Raw genomic sequence first — 18,092 nt, 5'->3', positions numbered from 1 at the left:
CGCGATGGCGTTCGGCGAGGTCACGGTCATCCCGGTCAACGGGCACGGTCCCGAGGACGTCGTGGTCGACGACCAGGGGCGGATCTACACCGGCGTCGACGACGGGCGGATCCTGCGCGTCACGCCGGACGGCAGGCGGATCGACGTCCTCGGCGACACCGGCGGGCGTCCGCTGGGGCTGGAGTTCTACGGCGAAGACCTCCTGATCTGCGACGCCAAGGCCGGTCTGCTCACCATGCCGCTCGCGGGCGGCCCCGTCACCACCTTGGCGACTTCGGCGGTGGGGCTCGACTTCGTGTTCTGCAACAACGCCGCCGTCGCCTCCGACGGCACGGTGTACTTCACCGATTCGTCGCGCCGCTTCGGCATCGAGAAATGGCGGGACGACCTGATCGAGCAGACCGGCGGCGGACGGCTCCTGCGGCGCACGCCGGACGGGAAGATCGAGCAGCTCGCCGACGGTTTCCAGTTCGCCAACGGTGTCGCGCTGCCGCCCGACGAGTCCTATGTGGCCGTTGCCGAGACCGGCGCCTGCCGGGTCGCGCGCGTGTGGCTCACCGGCGACAAGGCGGGCACGCGGGACTACCTCGTCGACGACCTGTGGGGATACCCCGACAACATCTCGACCGGCAGCGACGGGCTGATCTGGATCACCGTGGCGAGCCCGAAGGTTCCGGCGCTTTCCCTGGTGCAGAAGCTCCCCGCACCGTTGCGGGCCGGAGTCCGGGCGCTGCCGACGGCCCTGCAACCCGCACCCGCGCGGGAATGCGGGGTGCGCGGCGTGACTCCGGACGGGAAGCAGGTCCACGAACTACGCGGGGAGATCGACGGGTTCCATGTGCTCGTCGGCGTCCGCGAGCGGGCCGGGACGCTTTACTTCGGCTCGCTGGAGGACAACGCGATCGCCGTGACGACGGTCTGACTCAGTCGAGACAGAACTCGTTGCCCTCCGGATCGTTCATCACGATGAAGCCGAGGCTCAACGGCTGCTCGGGCTCGAAGCGCTGAATCCGCTTCGCCCCCAATGCGACAAGCCTGTCGCACTCGGCTTCGAGCGCCGCCATGCGCTCGTCTCCCACGAGCCCGGGTGCGGCGCGGATGTCGAGGTGGACGCGGTTCTTCGCGATCTTGTCCTCCGGGACCTGCTGGAAGAAGATCCGCGGCCCTTCACCGTCGGGGTCTTCGAGGGCCGACCTGGTGTTGCGCTGATCCTCGGGCACGCCGACCCGCTCGAGGAACTCGGCCCACGCGTCCAGCGGGTCGGTGCCTTCGGGCACCTCCACCCCGGGAGGGCCGGGGTGGACGTAGCCCAGGGCGTCACGCCAGAAGGTCGACAGGGCTTGGGGGTCGAGGGCGTCGAAGCTGACCTGGAATTCGCGGCTCTTGCGGTTCATGGGACCACTCTGACATGCCTAGCGGACAGGATCGGTCCGCTATCTCTGGCACAGTGGGTGACATGGAGGACGAGCGCGGGACGACCGAACGGGTGCTCACCCTGCTCGGCCTCCTGCAGCAGCGCGCGGTGTGGACCGGCCCGGAACTGGGCGAACGGCTCGGCGTCACGCCGCGAACGATCCGGCGCGACGTCGAACGCCTGCGCGCGCTCGGGTATCCGGTGCAGGCCGGCAACGGCGTCGGCGGTGGATACCAGCTCGGGCCCGGCCACGACATGCCGCCGCTGCTGCTGGACGACGAAGAGGCGATCGCCACCGCGGTCTCACTGCTCGCCGGCGCGGGCAGCGGTGAGGCCACGCTCCGGGCGCTGACGAAACTCGACCGGGTGCTGCCGACCAGGCTGCGCCACGAGGTGAGCGCGCTGTCCGGTTCGGTGGTCGCCTTCGACGGAAGCCGCGCGCCGATCGACCCCGACGTACTGATGACCCTGGCCCGCGCTTGCCGCGACGAGGTCGAGGCGGGCTTCGCGTACTCGTCCTCCTCGGGTTCCGCGGTGCGGCGGGTCGAGCCGTATCGGCTGGTGGCTTCCGGGCGGCGCTGGTACCTGCTCGCCTACGACCTCGACCGGGACGACTGGCGCACCTTCCGCGTCGACCGGATGACCGAGGTTTCCGCGCGATCGTGGCGTTTTCGCCCGCGCCCGTCTCCCGACGCGGCGGCCTACGTGCAGGAGAACATCGCCAGCCGCGTCTACCGGCACCAGGCGCGATTCCTGGTGCACGCCCCCGCTCCGGTCGTGCGGGCGCAGATCCCGGCTTCGGCGGCCGTGGTACGGGAACGGGGCCGTTCGCGGTGCGAGGTGGTGAGCGGGGCCGGGGATCTCGACTTCCTGCTGATGCACGTGGTGGTGCTGGGGCACGCGTTCGAGGTGATCGAGCCGGTGGAGCTGGGGGAGCGGTGCCGGGTGCTGGCCGAACGGCTCTTGGGCGCGGCTGGTTCGGAGACCCCGCAATCAGCCGACTAATTGCGGGGGAAAGACTTCATCGCCCGGTCCACCGGGGCGAACGCCCGGCCGTCCACGCCGCGTAGAACTCCCCGTGGTCCTTCGCCGTCATCAGCAAAGCCTGCGTGATCGCCTCCAGCTCGATGGAACTCCCCAGGTCCATATCCAGCTCCCGCGTCAACAGGACCTTCGTCGTCCCATACGCCAGAGCAGGTCCATCGGCCAAACGCCGAGCCAGCGCGGAAGCTTCGGAAGCAAGCTCAGCGTCGGGCACCACCTTCGAGGCCAGGCCGATCGCCTCCGCGCGGGTCGCGTCGATCTTGTCGCCCAGCATCAGCAATTCGGTCGCCCGGCCCAGGCCCACCAGCCGCGGCAGCAGGTACGCCGAGCCCATGTCCGCGCCGGCCAGGCCGACCTTCGTGAACAGGAAGGCGAACTTCGCCGAGGACGCCAGCAGCCGGAAGTCGCTCGCCAGCGCGATCACCGAACCCGCGCCCGCCGCGATGCCGTTCACCGCGGCGATCACCGGGAGGGGGCACTCCCGCAGCGCCTTCACCACCGCGCCGGTCATCCGCGTGAACTCCAGCAGCTCCGCGGACTCCATTTTCTGCAGCTCGCCGATGATCTCTTCGACGTCGCCGCCGGAGCAGAAGCCGCGGCCCCGGCCGGTGACGACCAGCACCCGGACGTCGCCGCGGTGCGGCAACTCGGCCAGCAGGTCGCGCAGGTCCGCGTAGACCTCGAAGGTGAGCGCGTTCAGTTTTTCGGGGCGGTCCAAGGTGACCGTGGCGACGCCATCGTCCACGGTGAACTCGAAGTGCTCCCAGTCCGCCGTGATCGGCGGCGTGGCGCGGAACGGGCTCATGACTGGATCCCACCTCCATCGAGGACGAGTGTCTGTCCGTTGATCGCGGCGGCTTCGGGCGCCGCGAAGAAGGTCACCGCGTGGGCGACCTCGTCGGGTTCGAGCAGGCGGCCAAGGGGCGACGCGGCGGCCAGGGCGGCTTCCGCGCCGGCTTCGTCGCGGCCGGTCCGTTCCTGGATCCGGGCGACCGACGCGGCCGTCATGTCCGTGCGCACGAAGGCCGGGCAGACGGCGTTCGCGGTGACGCCGGTGCCCGCCAGTTCCGCGGCGGTGGCCCGCATCAGGCCGACGGCGGCGTGCTTCGACGCGGTGTACCCGGCCGTGTAGCGGTAGCCGATATGCGACGCCGTCGAGGCGACGGTGACGATCCGGCCGGTGTCGCGCGACCGCATACCGGGCAGAACCGCGCGTGTGCACAGGAAAGCACCGGTCGCGTTGACCTCGATCTGGGTGCGCCACTGCTCCAGCGACGTCTTCGCCAGCGGGGCGCTCGCCGAGATCCCGGCGTTGTTCACCAGCACGTCCACCGGGCCGAGGCCGTCGAAGTACCGCGCGACGACGTCTTCGTCGGTGACGTCGCACTCGGCCCGGCCGGGGGCGTGCACCTTGTCCCCGGCGGCCCGGAACCGGGCGGCGATGGCCGCGCCGATCCCGCGGGTCCCGCCGGTGACGACGACGATCCTGCTCACTCTGCCTCCACCCGGCGCAACGCGCGCCGATCGAGTTTTCCGTTGGCGGTGCGGGGGAGTTCGGTCACGAACACCACCTCGCGCGGGTACTTGTGCTTCGCCAGGTGTGCCCGAGCGTGGTCTTTCAGTTCCTCGGCCGTGGCGGAAGCGCCCTCCGCCAGGACGACGCACGCCCGCGGGACGACCAGGCCGTCGACCGTGACACCCAGTACCGCGCAGTCGACGACCGCGGGATGACCGATGAGACAGTCTTCGATCTCGCTCGGCGCGACGAACACACCCGACACCTTCAGCAGGTCGTCGGCGCGGCCGTGGTGGTGGAAGTACCCGTCGCCGTCGCGGCTGAACAGGTCGCCCGTGCGCAGGGTGTCGCCGCGGAACGTCCGCGCGGTCTTCTCCGCGTCGCCGTGGTACTCGCGCGCGATGGTCGGGCCGGTCACCTCCAAGGTGCCGATCTCCCCATCCGGTAAGGGATCGCCGCTCTCGTCGAGAACGCGAGCGGTGTAACCGGGTACCTCGCGGCCGAGGCTGCCGACCCGCTGAGCGCCGGGCACGTTGGAGAGATAGATGTGGTACGCCTCCGACGAACCGATCCCGTCGATCACCGGGACACCGAACAGGTTGTCCCACTTGCGATGCAGCTCCGAAGGCAGTGCCTCGCCCGCCGACGTCGCGAGCCGCAGCGAGCTCATGTCCACAGTGGACGCCGCAGGGTGGGCGATCATCGCGCTCATCATGGTCGGCACGTTGACCAGGATCGTCGGCCGGTAGCGTTCGATCAGGGAGAACAGCAGGTCGGCGGTACTGCGCTGCGGGAACACGATCCCGGAGGCGCCGACGCCGAACGGGAACAGCGCGGTCAGGTCGCGCGCGTAGCCGAAGAACAGCTTCGGCACGGCCAGCACGCGGTCGTCCTCGCGGAGGCCGAGCACGCCGAGCGCGTACCGGTCGAAGCTCTCCAGCGCGCTGCGCGCCGGGTGCACGCACGCCTTGGGGGAGCCGGTGCTCCCGGTGGTGAACTTCCAGATCGCGACGTCGTCCAGCGTGGTCGGCGCGGCCTCCAGTTCGGCCGACGCGGATGCGGCCAGCGCGTCGAACGAGTGCTCGCCGGGCTCCAGTGCGACATCGCCGACGACCAGCAGGTTCCGCGCCCCGGCTTCACGCAGCGCGGGCAACGTCGAGCCGTCCGCGATGACGACGGCGGCCTCGGTGTAGTCCAGGTAGTACGCGTAATCCTTGGGCTGGAGGAAGGAATAGACCTCGGCGGTGACCGCGCCGATCTTCTGCGCCGCGTACCAGACGGCCACGAACTCCACGCCGTCGTTCAGCGCCAGCAGAACCCGCTGTCCACTTCGGACACCCAGGTCCCGCAGCACGTTCCCGGCCCGGTTCACCCGCGCCGCCAGATCCGCGTAGGTGACTTCCTCGTCGCCGCACAGCAACGCCGTCCGCTCGCCGGGAAGGCGGTCGACGAAATGGGTCGCCAGATTGAAGGTCATACCAGTTCCCGGATCGCTTCGACCAGGATGTCGGTGAGCATCGAGAAGGTCTTCTCGCCCTCTTCGGCGGACGCCTGGGCGGGAGTGCCGCAGTAGGCCTCGGTCATCCCGGCCGAGACGAAGTCCGTGACGCCGGTGCGTGCCAGGTCGACGTGGACCGGGGGCAGGTCGCGCTGGACGGCGGCGTCGACGAGGTCCGGCCGGTCGGCGAGCACCAGCGACGTCTCGTACTGCCCGGCGTGACATTCGCCGGAACGGAACTCGTCGGTGAGCCGTTCGGCGTACCGGCGGCGGACCAGGTCGACGAAGCCGACGCCCGCCGTCTCGGCCACGCGCCGCAGCACCGCCAGATGCGCCGGTTCGAAATGGTTGTTGACCAGCAGGATCCGGGTGAGCCCCTGCTCGGTGAGCGCGCCGCAGATCTCGGTCAGCAGCGCGTACAGGGTCTCCTCGCCGATCGAGATGCCACCCGCGAACCCGGCGGCGAATCGCGTCACCCCGTACGGCATCTCGGGCAGGATCAGCACCCGGACCCCGGGATCACCCGCCAGCCGCGCGGCGGCGCGCTCGCACATCCCGCGTGAGATCAGGGGATCCGTGCCCAGCGGCGCGTGTGGTCCATGCGGCTCGACGGCGCCCACCGGCAGCAGTAGCACGGGAACGCGCTCGTCGGACGCGAGCGCGGCGACCTGAGGTGAGCTCAACTCCGCGAAGTACGTCACCCGAGTCAAGCTACACCGCAGCAGTCTGAGGTGTATAGAGTTGCTCGTATGCCCGAATCGGCCGCACCCCACGGCGACCCAGGTCCCCAGGAACTGGTGATGACGCTGCTCGGCACCTACGTGTCGCCGCGCGAGAGCCGCCGTGTCTGGTCCGGCGGCCTGGTCGGCGTGCTCGCCGGGCTCGGCTTCTCCGACGGCGCCGCGCGGATCGCCCTGGCCAGGCTCGCCCGCCGTGATCTGCTCGCGAGACACAAGGCGGGCAGGCTCGTCCACTACTCGCTGACCCGCCGCACGATCGCGCTCCTGGAGGACGGCGACCGCCGGATCTTCTCGCTCGGCAGGCGCGAACGCGAGGTCGGGGAGTGGACCGTGCTGTGGCAGAGCATCCCGGAGAGCCGCCGCCAGGCCAGGGAACGTTTGGTGCGCCGCCTGCGCTTCCTCGGATTCGGGCCGGTCCAGGACGGCACCTGGATCGCCCCGCACGACCGTGAGGCCGAGGTGCTCGCCCTGCTGGCCGAGCTGGACGTCTCCGAACACGCCGGGCTGATGCTCGGGAAACCGTCGGCGAGCCTCGACGTCCGGCGCTTCGCCGCGAGGGCCTGGAACCTCGACGGCCTCGCCGCGCGGTACGACGCGTTCGTCCGGGATTTCGGCGGATACTCGGGCGACCTGCCTGACGCCGAGGCGTTCCGGGTCCGAACCTGGCTGACGCACACGTTCCGCGCCTTCCCGTCACTCGATCCGGAGCTCCCGGTCGGGCTGGTGCCCGCTCCGCCGAGCCGGGCGGCCGCGGTCGACCTGTTCCACGATCTCTATCACGCGCTGGCTCCGGCGGCGCAACGCCATTTCGACGAGGTGACGGAAGAGTGACAGGTGACCGGGAGAGGCTCTTGATCTTTTCGGGATCGCGCCGGCGGCGCGGTCAAGGTCGGCGCGATATCGATGGAGTGACAGAAAAATGAACGACACTCAGGCCGCATTGAGTTACACATCCTACCTTTCGCTGGACGAATTGCTGGACGCACAGCGTCCGCGGTCCGACGAACACGACGAATTGCTCTTCATCGTGATCCACCAAGTGTATGAACTTTGGTTCAAACAAGTTCTCCACGAGGCGCTTTACCTGCAGGAGCAACTCGAAGGGGGTAACACCGCTCACGCCGTCCGCACACTGAGGCGAATCCTGACTATCTTCAAGGTGGTGGTCGCGCAGATCGATGTGCTCGAGACGATGACTCCGAGCCAGTTCACCAGTTTCCGTGCGCGACTCGACGCTTCGAGCGGGTTCCAGTCGGCCCAGTTCCGCGTTCTGGAGGCCGTCCTCGGCCGCCGGGACGAGCGGGTGTTCGCGCACTACCCCGAAGGAGGTGACCAGCGTGCCCAGATCGCGGACGCGATGTCACGGCCGTCGCTCTTCGACTCCTTCGTCACCTACCTCGCGGTGAAGGGGTACGACGTCCCGACCGGGCGCGATGTCACCAAGCCACTCGAACCCTCTCCGGCGCTCCAAGAAATTCTGTTGCGGGTCTACCGCGACGACACCGGGCCGTCCGTCGTGGCGGAGCACCTGGTCGATCTGGACGAAGGGATGCAGGAGTGGCGGTATCGGCACGTGAAGATGGTCGAGCGGACCATTGGAGACAAGACCGGGACGGGGGGTTCGTCGGGAGCGCACTATCTGCGTACGACGCTTTTCTCCCCGATGTTCCCGGATCTCTGGGCTGTGCGGAGCAGGCTTTGACGAACCTCGACGAACTCCGCCGCGACCCCAACGCGCTCGCGGCGCACTACACGGAATTCGGTGTGGCGGACCGGATGCTGTTGACCGGGCACTCGCACCAGGCCTGGCCGGACGTCGCGCGCGAAGGCCTTCTCGAAGCCTTCGCCGACGCCGCCGAAGAGGTCGACACCAAGTGGGCGCGGGCCTTCGCCAAGGCGGACGAGATGCGGGCCGGGTTCCGGGCGCTGCTCGGTGACCCGCACGGCGACATCGCGCTCGGCGCCAGCACCCACGATCTGGTGATCCGGTTCCTCTCGGCGATGGACCTGCCGCGCCGTCCGCGGCTGGTCACCACCGACGGCGAGTTCCACACGCTTCGCCGTCAGCTGGGCAGGCTGGCCGAGGAAGGGGTCGAGGTGGTCCGCGTCCCGGCGGCGCCGGTCGGCACGCTGGCCGAACGCGTCGCGGCCGAGGTCACCGAAGACACCGCCGCCGTGCTCGTCTCGGCGGTGCTGTTCGAGACCTCCCGCCTCGTGCCGGGTCTCGCGCATCTCGCCGACGTCTGCCTTTCGAAGTCGGTGAACCTCGTCGTCGACGCCTACCACGCGCTCGGCGTCGTCCCGTTCTCGCTGCACGACCTCGGGCTCACCAACGCCTGGGTCCTCGGCGGCGGCTACAAGTACCTCCAGCTCGGCGAGGGCAACTGCTTCCTGCGGATGCCCGCGCACGCGCAGGAACTGCGGCCGGTCGTCACCGGCTGGTACGCCGAATTCGGCGCGCTCGCGGACGAGCGCCGGCCCGGCCAGACCGCCTACGCCTCCGGATCGGACAGGTTCGCCGGAGCGACCTACGACCCGACGAGCCACTACCGGGGCGCCCGCGTCTTCCGGTTCTTCGCCGAGCACGGGCTCACACCCGAGTTCCTGCGGGAGGTGTCGCGGCACCAGGTGGGCTACCTCGCCGAGGGCTTCGACAAGCTGGGGCTGCCCGAGGACGTCATCACCCGTGACCGGGAGACGCCGCTGGACCGGATCGGCGGATTCCTTTCGCTGAAATGCGCCGACGCCGGCGCGCTGCGGGCCGCCCTCGGCGAACGCGGCGTCCGGACCGACAGCCGCGGCGCGTACCTGAGGTTCGGGCCGGCACCGTATCTGTCCGACCGGCAGCTCGACTCCGCGCTCCACGTCCTGAAAGAGGTCGTCGACGGCTGAGACAGTTCGCCCCCGGCTTGGCGAACGGACCGGGGCGATCTAGGTTTGCGATGTGGCACCGTCGCCGCCGGACGACCTTCGTCGGGGACTGTGCCTTGTTGCAGGAACTTCGCACGTGAGCCACAAGCAGCGTGCACTCCAGGACAAGGAGTCACCACAGTGACCGAAGTGTTCGGCCAGGGAACGGGCCATGAACAGGTCGTCTTCTGCCAGGACCAGGCCACCGGCCTGAAGGCCATCATCGGGATCTACTCGACGGCGCTCGGGCCGTCACTGGGCGGGACCCGCTTCTACCCCTACGAATCCGAAGACGCCGCCCTCGCGGACGTCCTCGCGCTGTCGAAGGGGATGGCCTACAAGAACGCGCTCGCCGGGCTCGACCTCGGCGGCGGCAAAGCCGTCATCATCGGCGACCCCCAGAAGCACAAGACCGAAGCGCTGCTTCGCGCCTTCGGCCGGTTCGTCCAGTCGCTGGGCGGCCGCTACATCACCGCCTGCGACGTGGGCACCTACGTGCAGGACATGGACATCGTCGCCCGCGAATCGGAGTTCGTCACGGGCCGCTCGCCGGAGAACGGCGGCGCCGGCGACTCCTCGGTGCTCACCGCTTTCGGTACCTACCAGGGAATGCGTGCCTCCGCGGACGCCGTCTGGGGCGTTCCGGACCTCGCGGGCCGCAAGGTCGGCGTCGCCGGGGTCGGCAAGGTCGGGCACATCCTCGTCGGGCACCTGATCGAGGCAGGCGCGCAGGTGGTCATCACCGACGTCTCGCCCGCGGCGATCGAGCGCACCCGCGCGGCGTACCCCGGCGTCGAGGTCGTCGCCGACATCGACACGCTGATCCGCACCGAGCTCGACGTCTTCGCGCCGTGCGCGCTGGGCGGGGTGCTCACCGACGAGACCGTCGGCGTGCTGCGGTCCAAGATCGTCTGCGGCGCGGCCAACAACCAGCTCGCACACCCGGGCGTCGGCAAGCAGCTCGACGACCGCGGCATCCTCTTCGCGCCGGACTACCTGGTCAACGCGGGTGGCGTGATCCAGGTCGACGACGAGCGGCACGGTTTCGACTTCGCGCGCGCCAAGCGCAAGACGACGGCCATCTTCGACACCACCAAGGCGGTGTTCGCGTTGGCCAAGGCCGACGGTGTGCCGCCGGCGACGGCGGCCGACCGGCTGGCCGAGCGCCGGATGGCCGAGGTCGGTGGACTGCGGTCGATCCTGACGGTGTAGCTCTCAAGCGCAATGAAGGGGCCTTTCATCGCAAAATTTGCGATGAAAGGCCCCTTCATTGCATCGGCAGGGTGCGAGAACTCAGCCGCTCTTGCGACGGAAGGTGCGCTTGTTCGCGGCCGGACCGTGCGCGTGCAGGTTCTTCCCGCCGCCGTTCTCGTGCGCCGAGCCCGAGCGGGCCTGGGCCTGCTTGCGCTCCAGGGCCTCGCGGAACTTGCGCTTGGTGTCGTCCTCTTCGCCATCCGCTGGGGACGGTGCCGGTTCAGTCATTGCTACCTCCGAGGTGACGACATGTGACGTCCTCACCCTGTCAGGAACCGACCGGCTTGGCGAGTCGATTTACGTCACCTGGGCGGCGTGGGCAGCTGGACCGGGCCGCCGAAACGGACCCGATCGCGCAGCAGCGGCCGCCAGCAGTGGTCGCACAGCAGGATCGGCTTCAGCCGGTTACCGCAGTCCACGTGGTCGAGCGTGATGTCCGGCTCCTGACCCGGGACCTCGAAACCCCGCGACCACTCGGCGATGAAGGCCAGCGCGGGGAAGAACGCGAGCCCTTTCGCCGTCAGCCGGTAGTCGTGCGCGTCGGTGCGGGTCTTCGCGGTCCCGGTCCGGAGTACGCCGACGTCCACGAGCTTCGACAGCCGTCCCGAAAGCACGCTCGGTCCGATGCCGAGTTCGCGTTCGAACTCCGAGAAGTGCCGTGCCCCGAGCAGCGCGCTCACCACGAGCCCGGTCGACCACCGGTCTCCGAGGAGCTCCATGGTGTCGGGGAAGAACATCAGCGGATCGCCCGCGAGGGATTCGGCGTCCTTGCGGCGAAAGCGTTTCGACGCCGTCGCTTCGACGACGCCGGTGTCGTCGAGCCGTCGCGCGCGGACGTCGCGGGCGTCGACCCGCCGTTCGCAGGAGGCGCAGCCGAGCGGCGCCGAAGTGGCCAGCTCGCAGTCGAGGTGGATCAGCGTCGGCAGCACGGCGCGCCGTCCCTCGACCCATTCCCGTTCCCAGGCCCAGATCGAGATCAGCAGCGGCCACAGGCCGAGGCCGCGTTCGGTGAGCCGGTACTCGTGCCGCGTGCGGCGCGCGTCCCGGTACGGCGTGCGGACGAGCACGCCCGCCTCGACCATCGCGCGCAGCCGCCCGGACAACGCGGTGGGGGAGATACCGAGCCGCAGCCGGAGTTCCTCGTAGCGGCGGAACCGCAGGAAGAGGCTCTGCAGGATCAGCAGGGTCCACTGGTCCCCGAGCAGTTCGAGCGCGTGGCGCAGTGGATCGCCCGCCGGCCGGACGCGCTGCGCCGTCGCCTCTGTCACGTGGTTCCTTCCGAGGGGGTGTCGCTGTCAGCGTACTACTGACTACAGCAGTAGAAGCCTATTGACACCTGACTACAGCAATCGTAGTGTCTCGGCCATGGCCAGTACCTCCGAACAGCCGGTGCTGCTGGCAGCCGCCGCCGGCGAAGTCGAGGTCAACCCGTATCTGATGGGCGTCTACGCCCCGGTCGGGGAAGAGATCGACGCGAGCGATCTCGAGGTCATCGGCGAGATCCCCGCGGATCTGAACGGCGTGTACTTGCGCAACGGGCCCAACCCCCGGTTCAAGCCGGAAGGGCGCTACCACTGGTTCGACGGCGACGGCATGATCCACGCCGTCCACCTGGAGAACGGCAAGGCCCGCTACCGCAACCGCTGGATCCGCACCAAGGCCTTCGAGGCCGAATCCGCGGCGGGCAGGGCGCTCTGGAAGGGCGTCATGGAGTCGCCCAAGGGCAACCCGTTCGGCAACACGCACGGCCTGAACGTCAAGGACAGCGCCAATACCGACCTGATCTTCCATCGCGGCAAGGTGCTCTCCACCTGGTACCTGTGCGGCACGCCGTACGCGGTCGACCCGCTGTCGCTGGAGACGCTGGGCGCGGAGGACTTCCTCGGCACACTGGCCGGCGACATGATGGCGCATCCGAAGGTCGACGAGCGCACCGGCGAGGTGTTCTGGTTCGACTACGGGCCGCGGCCGCCGTACCTGCGTTACGGCGTGATCAGCGCGGACGGCAAGGTCGCGAGCACGACCGAGATCGAACTCCCCGGCCCGCGCCTGCCGCATGACATGGCGATCACCGAGAACTACGCGATCCTGATGGACTTGCCGCTGGTCCAGGACATGGAGGCGGCTCGTAACGGACGGCACAAGCTGCTCTTCGACCGTTCACTGCCGAGCCGGTTCGGGGTGCTTCCTCGCTACGGTAACGGTAGCCAGATCCGCTGGTTCGAAGCCAGCCCCTGCTACATCTACCACGTCGTCAATTCCTGGGAGCAAGGCGAGGAAATCGTCCTCGACGTCTGCCGCGTGCAGCGGCCGCATGATCAATTGGCCGCCCCGGCAGCCGACGCGCACACCCCGCTCGCCAAGATGCTGTCGTACCTGCGGCTGGACGCTTCGCTGCACCGCTACCGGTTCAACCTGCGGACCGGGCAGTGCCTGGAGAACCAGCTCGACGACGACAACACCGAATTTCCGTCCGTCGACTCGAGGGTGGTCGGCGGACGGAATCGCTTCTCCTACGCGGTGCACATCTCGCCGGATTCGACGCTCAAGTTCGACGGCCTGGTGTGCTACGACAATCGTGCCGGCGTCAAGACGGAACACCGTTTCGGTCCTGGCCGGTGGGGCAGTGAGGCGCCGTTCGCACCTCGCGACGGAGCGGCCGCCGATTCCGACGACGGCTATCTGGTGACCTTCGTCCAGGACGAGCGTGAGGGGCGCTCGGAGCTGGACGTCTTCGACGCCGCCGATCTCGCTGCCGGACCCGTGGCCAGGGTCCTGTTGCCCCAGCGTGTCCCGCTCGGTTTTCACGCGACCTGGGTCCGGGCGGACCAGCTGGAACCTTCCCGTACCCGATGATCCCCTTCGTGCCCGCCCACCGGAGGGGTGTGGGCAGGCGCAGGGCCGGAAAGCCGCGTCCGAGTCGCCCCTTCCAGGGGGTGGGGCGACTCGGGCATGGTGGCCGCCAGGCGACGCCGTACCACTCCGGCGAGTGAGCCGATCGCGGTCGCGGCGGCGAAGACGACCGCGGCGACGCCGGTCTCGGCGGTGAACTGGAGCGCGCCCAGCGTTCCGACGGTGAATCCCGAATGGACACCCCAAGCGATCACCGCCGTCCCGGCGGTCGCGGTCGCGCTCGTCGCGATACCGGTGACGAGTACGACCAAACTCAAAGCCAGCAAGGAAAAGACGTGATGTCGCGGCGAACCGAGGAGCCCGGCCGCCGACGCCGCGGCGACGACGGCGACACATCCGAACGGGAAGCCGAAACACTCGGTTTTCCTCATCCGTCCAGGGAACACCGCGTCACCGGACGGGTCGCGGGCGTGAACGGCTTCCCTACGTCTCCGCCGGGATTCTTGACGGGATCCTGACCCTCAGGCCTTGCGCGCGTGCGCGACGATCGCGTCGGCGATCGCGGGCCACAGCTGCCGCGGCAGTTCGTGCCCCATCCCGGGGAACAGCAGCAGTTCGGTGTCCGGGATCGCTTCCGCGGTCGCCTTCCCGCCGCTGACGTTGATCAGCGGATCGCTCTCGCCGTGGACGACCAGCGTCGGGACCCGGACCTCGCGCAGTTTCGCCGTGCGGTCACCCGAAGCGACGATGGCGGCGGCCTGCCGCAACGCGCCCGCGGGGTGATTCGCCCGGTCGTAGTTCCGGGTGGCCTTCATCCGCAGGAATTCCTCGTCGGACGGGTGACCGGGCGAACCGACGAGCTTGAACCACTCGACACCGTCTTCGATCGCCCGCTCCCGGGTGGCCGCCGGCGGCCGCGTCAGCCCGGCGAGCGCGGCGGGCTCGGGATGCCCGACCGAGGGATCCCCGGTGGTCGACATGATCGACGTGAGGCTGAGCAGTCGCTCCGGCGAGTCGATCGCGAGCTGCTGCACGATCATCCCGCCCATCGACGCGCCGACGACGTGCGCGCGGCCGAACCCGAGCGCGTCGAACAGCCCGGTGACGTCGGCGGCGAGATCCGACAGCAGGTACGGCGCGGAGGTCTGGTCGCCCGCGGCGAGCGCGGCCAGATCCGGCGCGGGGAGATCGTCCAGATAGGACGAAAGGCCGACGTCGCGGTTGTCGAACCGGACGACGTGGAACCCGTCGTCGGCGAGCAGCTCGCAGAAGCCGACCTCCCACGTCACCATCTGGGCCCCGAGTCCCATCACCAGTACCAGCGGCGGATCCGCGGGGGAGCCGAAGGTGTCGTACTCGAGTTCGAGGCCGTTCACACGCGCGCGGGGCATGGCACGATCCTGCCGGAAGCCCCCGCCGTACGACCAGACGAATGCGGATACGGTAGCCCGCATGCCGACTTTCCCCGAAGACGCGGGTTCGCGCCCCAGGTCCCGCGCGGCTTCCGGACGGCCGGCCGTCACCAGGGACCGGATCGTCGACGCCGCGCTGGAGCTGTCGGCCGAGTCGGGCCTGGAGAACTGGACGCTGCGGCAGCTCGCGGCCGCCGTCGACGCCTACCCCGCGGTCGTCTACCACCACGTGGGCGACCGGGACACCGTCGTCGTCGCGGTGCTGGACCGGGTGGTCGGCGAGCTGACCCTGCCCGACGAGACTCTGCCGTGGCGGGAATGGTTCGACGAGTTCCTGCCGACGGTGCGGAGGGTGCTGCGCCGCTATCCCGGTTCGGCGCGGCGGCTGGCCCTGTTCGGGCCGTCGGTCGCCGCCGCCGTGCCGACCATGAACGCCGGCATCGGCCGTCTCCTCGCGGCGGGCTTCGGCACCGAGTCGCCGTTCGCGTACAACCTGCTGCTCGCCACCGCGTGCCAGTTCGTCGCGATGGAGGACGACCGCGAGAGCGCGATGGCGCTCCAGCTCGACCGCTGCGAGGGCTACGCGTCGTACCGCACGCGCGAGGACCTGCCGGGGATGGCGGCGCTGGGCGAGTCGGTTTCGGCGCTGGTCGCGGACCCTGACCTCGCCGCCGGTTACTACGAGCGTCTTTACGACTACGCCGTGCGGCGCTGTCTCGACGGATTGGAACTCAGGCTCACCCAGTTGAACGCTCTCAGAAGTTTGACAGAGCCGTGACAGGGAATCGGCGTAGTGTGGAGGAATACCGGTGCTCGTCACCGGTCCCGAAGCCCCTGGCACCCACCTCCCCCTCGAGGTGCCGGGGGCTTCTCCCTGAGCGATGGCACCGATGGCGTATCGGTCGGAGTGGTGTCTTAGGTACCTGCCGCAGCATGTAGCGGGAGTTGGTTGCAGGTCCGTGAAGGCCTCCTTCCCTACCCTCAGGGTAGGCAAGGAGGCCTTCACGGACTGTGCGATCGCCATCCGCGGCCCCAGCGACACCATCAGCCCCAGCAGTCACAGCGTCGGCGCGTGAAGGAACCCCTTCCCTCAAGTAGCTGGAGGGGCCTTCATGTACGCACGGCTCCAGTCGCGGGGATAGCCACTCACGATTACCCCAGCCGGCGCCTCAGCCTCGCTGGATCTCTGGGAAGACCTCGCCGACCAGCGTGACCAGTGACTTGCTGAGCAACGTGTGCACCTGCGTGCGATCGAGCGAACCGCGTACGAGCCATTCGCGGCCCGCCGCCTTGACCATCCCGCCGAACGCGCGGACCAGCGCGTTCAGCTCCTGCCCGTGTTCGCTCTCGCGGGAGAGCCCGACCGCTTCGAGCACCCGGTCCGCCGATTCGCGATCGGCCTCCTCCAGGATCCGTTCGACTTCGAGGTCGCGGCCGATGCCCTCCGGCGCGATCGCGGCCAGCCACATCTTCTCCTGGCTGGTGACCATGTCCAGGAACCAGTCGATCGCGACGTCGGCCCGCAGTTCGAGCGGTCCTTCCGGCAGGATCTCGACGGCGAGCCGCGGCACGGTCAGTGCCCGCCGGATGATCTCCAGATAGAGCTCGCGTTTGGTACCGAAGTAGTGGTTGAGCAGACCCCTGGCGACCCCGGCCTCCGCCGCGATGTCCGAAGTGGACACTTCCGAGTACGGGCGGTCGGAGAAAAGGCGGGCCGCGCAGGCGAAGATCTGCTCCTTGCGTTCGTCCGGTTCCAGTCTCCGCCATCTCGGCGCCGGCTCGGTGGTCATGTGGTCAATCTTCCCACGATCGATTCAGCGGGGCCGGGCAGCGGCCGAATCCCTTTCGCCGCCGAAAGGCGCTGTGACATCCAAAAGCAAAGTGTCAGTTAATCCGGCGTGTACCGTCTGTTGGCCCGCTGGTCTTTACCGTCTTCATTCAGGTGGCATGCCGTGCGCGCTGTCGGGGCGCGTTTGCCTCCTACCGGCCCGGCCTGGCGAGTAACCCCCCCTAGCTCGCCAGGCCCGGGCCTTCTTCTTGCGGTGAGGGACGTTCGGCGGGCAGAAGCAGCGTGAACGTCGTCGGCGACGGGCTGGTCAGCCGCAACCGCCCGCCCTCCGCCTCGGCCAGGCTCCGCGCCAGCCGCAGCCCGATCCCGTTGCCTTCGTGTTCCTCGGTCCGGTCGGCGGTCGCGAACGGATCGCGACCGTCCGGGATGGCGCCCTCGTCGCTCACGTCGATGGCCAGCGCGTCCCCGGCGTCGCGCGCGAGGACGGAGACCGTGCCGCGCCCGTGGGTCGCCGCGTTGTCCAGAAGCACGGCGAGCACCTGCCGCACCGCCGCGTCCGCCGCCCGCGCCGGGAGGGCCTCTCGTCCGCTGATGCGCAGCGCCCTGCCACGTCCGGCGAGCAGGCCGTGCCAGGTCTGCCGGACCTCTTCGAAGAGTTTGCCCAGGTCGAGCCGCGCTCGCGGGGCCCTGGTCTGCTTGGCCAGCGCCAGCAGGTCGTCGATGGTGCGTTCCAGGCGGTCGGCCGAGGCGATGCCGTCGCGGATCGTCGCGTAGGGGTCGCGATCGGGGCTCTCCAAGGCCGCCTCGAGCTGCAGACGCAGGCCGGTCAGCGGCGTCCGCAGCTGGTGGGAGGCGTCGGAGGAGAAGGTCCGCTCGCGTTCCAGCGTCTCGCCGATCCGCTCGGACGTGACGTCGAGCGCTTCGGCGACCTGATCGATCTCGCGGACCCCCGTCCGGCGGGCGCGGACGGTGAAGTCGCCCTCGCCGAGGCGTTCGGCGGTGGCGGCCAGTTCCTCCAGCGGGCGCGCCAGCCGGGTGGCGATCCGACGCCCGATCAGCCAGCTGGCCCCGATCGCGAGCCCGGCGAGCACGATCATCTTGAGCCAGGTCAGCCGGATCTGGGCGTCCAGTTCGGACCGGGGGTGGGCGGCGCGGACCACGCCGACCAGCGACTGTCCGCTGAGCACCGGGACGGCCAGGACGACCTCGTCTTCGCGGGTCCCGGTCGCCATGTCGGTGTAGTGCGCTTCGCGGACGTATCGGTCTTCGCTGGCCGGGCCGTTGCCTGCCAGGAGCCTGCCGGTCGGGGTGTAGACCGCGACCCTGATCCCGCGGATGCGGTCCTTGTCCGGTTTGACCGGCCGGAGTTCCGGGACCCGGCCGTTGGCGAGATCGCCGGTCACGTCGAGCACGACCGTGTCGGCGACCCGTTCGAGGTCGTGGGTCGAGTTGCCCTCGTGGAACCTGGCGACCGCGACGGCCAGCGGTGCCCCGAACAGGGTGATCGCCAGCACCGCGGCCAGCACGGTGAGAGTGACGATCCGGCGGCGCACGGACAGAGTGTGGCCGACGAGCGTGAGGATCACCCACCCGACGCGATATTTTGCCGTCCGTTGACCTGAGATCAAGGCGATGTTGACCCCGTTCGCCTTACCTTGGGGC

The 18,092-nt window shown here is 69.4% G+C and carries 19 protein-coding genes; 8 read left to right on the top strand and 11 right to left on the bottom strand.

All coding sequences use genetic code 11. From position 1 onward, the window contains the following. Positions 1-4 precede the first annotated feature (4 nt). A complete protein-coding gene (locus AC069H_RS39300; RefSeq protein WP_478226478.1) occupies positions 5-922 on the top strand; it encodes an SMP-30/gluconolactonase/LRE family protein in 918 nt (305 codons plus the stop codon). 1 nt (position 923) lies between these two features. On the opposite strand, the gene AC069H_RS39295 is transcribed toward AC069H_RS39300, so the two are convergent. After that, positions 924-1,394 carry a VOC family protein gene (locus tag AC069H_RS39295; protein WP_478226477.1) on the bottom strand — a complete coding sequence of 157 codons (471 nt, stop codon included), beginning with the start codon at positions 1,392-1,394 and terminating at the stop codon, positions 924-926. Between the two features lie 62 nt (positions 1,395-1,456). On the opposite strand from AC069H_RS39295, the gene AC069H_RS39290 reads away from it, so the two are divergent. Next, positions 1,457-2,419 carry a helix-turn-helix transcriptional regulator gene (locus AC069H_RS39290; protein ID WP_478226476.1) on the top strand — a complete coding sequence of 321 codons (963 nt, stop codon included), beginning with the start codon at positions 1,457-1,459 and terminating at the stop codon, positions 2,417-2,419. Positions 2,420-2,435: 16 nt separating this feature from the next. Here the strand turns inward: AC069H_RS39290 and AC069H_RS39285 are convergent, their stop codons facing one another. The 4 genes from AC069H_RS39285 to AC069H_RS39270 are packed head-to-tail and all read right to left on the bottom strand — an operon-like array spanning position 2,436 to position 6,173. Further along, positions 2,436-3,263 (bottom strand): enoyl-CoA hydratase family protein, encoded by an 828-nt coding sequence (locus AC069H_RS39285; protein WP_478235697.1) that lies wholly within the window; start codon positions 3,261-3,263, stop codon positions 2,436-2,438. Next, positions 3,260-3,952, bottom strand: coding sequence for an SDR family NAD(P)-dependent oxidoreductase (locus tag AC069H_RS39280; RefSeq protein ID WP_478235696.1), 693 nt, complete (start codon positions 3,950-3,952; stop codon positions 3,260-3,262). The genes AC069H_RS39285 and AC069H_RS39280 overlap by 4 nt, the downstream gene beginning before the upstream one ends. Continuing rightward, a complete protein-coding gene (locus tag AC069H_RS39275; RefSeq protein WP_478235695.1) occupies positions 3,949-5,451 on the bottom strand; it encodes a benzoate-CoA ligase family protein in 1,503 nt (500 codons plus the stop codon). Before AC069H_RS39275 ends, AC069H_RS39280 begins: the two co-directional genes overlap by 4 nt. Beyond that, positions 5,448-6,173, bottom strand: coding sequence for a creatininase family protein (locus tag AC069H_RS39270; RefSeq protein WP_478235694.1), 726 nt, complete (start codon positions 6,171-6,173; stop codon positions 5,448-5,450). Before AC069H_RS39270 ends, AC069H_RS39275 begins: the two co-directional genes overlap by 4 nt. A gap of 48 nt (positions 6,174-6,221) precedes the next feature. Between AC069H_RS39270 and AC069H_RS39265 the strand changes: the two genes are divergently transcribed. The 4 genes from AC069H_RS39265 (at position 6,222) to AC069H_RS39250 (ending at position 10,334) form a co-directional block, all read left to right on the top strand. Further along, positions 6,222-7,043, top strand: a complete 822-nt coding sequence (locus AC069H_RS39265; protein WP_478235693.1) for a PaaX family transcriptional regulator — start codon at positions 6,222-6,224, stop codon at positions 7,041-7,043. Positions 7,044-7,131: 88 nt separating this feature from the next. Then, positions 7,132-7,914, top strand: coding sequence for a tryptophan 2,3-dioxygenase (locus tag AC069H_RS39260; RefSeq protein WP_478226470.1), 783 nt, complete (start codon positions 7,132-7,134; stop codon positions 7,912-7,914). After that, positions 7,911-9,104 (top strand): kynureninase, encoded by a 1,194-nt coding sequence (locus AC069H_RS39255; RefSeq protein ID WP_478226469.1) that lies wholly within the window; start codon positions 7,911-7,913, stop codon positions 9,102-9,104. The genes AC069H_RS39260 and AC069H_RS39255 overlap by 4 nt, the downstream gene beginning before the upstream one ends. 159 nt (positions 9,105-9,263) lie before the next feature. Then, positions 9,264-10,334, top strand: coding sequence for a Glu/Leu/Phe/Val family dehydrogenase (locus AC069H_RS39250; protein ID WP_478235692.1), 1,071 nt, complete (start codon positions 9,264-9,266; stop codon positions 10,332-10,334). Between the two features lie 81 nt (positions 10,335-10,415). Here AC069H_RS39250 and AC069H_RS39245 read toward each other — a convergent pair whose 3' ends face one another. Further along, positions 10,416-10,604: a DUF5302 domain-containing protein gene (locus tag AC069H_RS39245; RefSeq protein WP_005162443.1), complete on the bottom strand. Its 189-nt coding sequence runs from the start codon at positions 10,602-10,604 to the stop codon at positions 10,416-10,418. Between the two features lie 74 nt (positions 10,605-10,678). Next, positions 10,679-11,644 carry a winged helix-turn-helix transcriptional regulator gene (locus AC069H_RS39240; RefSeq protein WP_478235691.1) on the bottom strand — a complete coding sequence of 322 codons (966 nt, stop codon included), beginning with the start codon at positions 11,642-11,644 and terminating at the stop codon, positions 10,679-10,681. A gap of 97 nt (positions 11,645-11,741) precedes the next feature. Between AC069H_RS39240 and AC069H_RS39235 the strand changes: the two genes are divergently transcribed. Next, positions 11,742-13,232, top strand: coding sequence for a carotenoid oxygenase family protein (locus AC069H_RS39235; protein ID WP_478235690.1), 1,491 nt, complete (start codon positions 11,742-11,744; stop codon positions 13,230-13,232). On the opposite strand, the gene AC069H_RS39230 is transcribed toward AC069H_RS39235, so the two are convergent. Together AC069H_RS39230 and AC069H_RS39225 are read right to left on the bottom strand one after the other, a co-directional pair. Next, the gene (locus AC069H_RS39230; RefSeq protein WP_478235689.1) at positions 13,181-13,660 is read right to left on the bottom strand and encodes a hypothetical protein; all 480 of its coding nucleotides are present in this window, start codon (positions 13,658-13,660) and stop codon (positions 13,181-13,183) included. The two genes, AC069H_RS39235 and AC069H_RS39230, sit on opposite strands and share 52 nt — an antisense overlap. A 90-nt stretch (positions 13,661-13,750) precedes the next feature. After that, on the bottom strand, positions 13,751-14,620 hold the full coding sequence (locus AC069H_RS39225) for an alpha/beta fold hydrolase (RefSeq protein WP_478235688.1): 870 nt from the start codon (positions 14,618-14,620) through the stop codon (positions 13,751-13,753). Between the two features lie 61 nt (positions 14,621-14,681). Between AC069H_RS39225 and AC069H_RS39220 the strand changes: the two genes are divergently transcribed. Continuing rightward, positions 14,682-15,419: a TetR/AcrR family transcriptional regulator gene (locus AC069H_RS39220; RefSeq protein WP_478235687.1), complete on the top strand. Its 738-nt coding sequence runs from the start codon at positions 14,682-14,684 to the stop codon at positions 15,417-15,419. A 391-nt stretch (positions 15,420-15,810) separates the two neighbouring features. Here AC069H_RS39220 and AC069H_RS39215 read toward each other — a convergent pair whose 3' ends face one another. Together AC069H_RS39215 and AC069H_RS39210 are read right to left on the bottom strand one after the other, a co-directional pair. Continuing rightward, the gene (locus AC069H_RS39215; protein WP_478235686.1) at positions 15,811-16,431 is read right to left on the bottom strand and encodes a TetR/AcrR family transcriptional regulator; all 621 of its coding nucleotides are present in this window, start codon (positions 16,429-16,431) and stop codon (positions 15,811-15,813) included. A gap of 220 nt (positions 16,432-16,651) precedes the next feature. After that, a complete protein-coding gene (locus AC069H_RS39210; RefSeq protein WP_478226461.1) occupies positions 16,652-18,016 on the bottom strand; it encodes a sensor histidine kinase in 1,365 nt (454 codons plus the stop codon). Positions 18,017-18,092: the final 76 nt, after the last annotated feature.

The organism is Amycolatopsis sp. NPDC043887 (assembly GCF_056435665.1).
The sequence above is the reverse complement of the archived record's forward strand: the minus strand, read 5'-3'. Positions and strand labels throughout refer to the sequence as shown.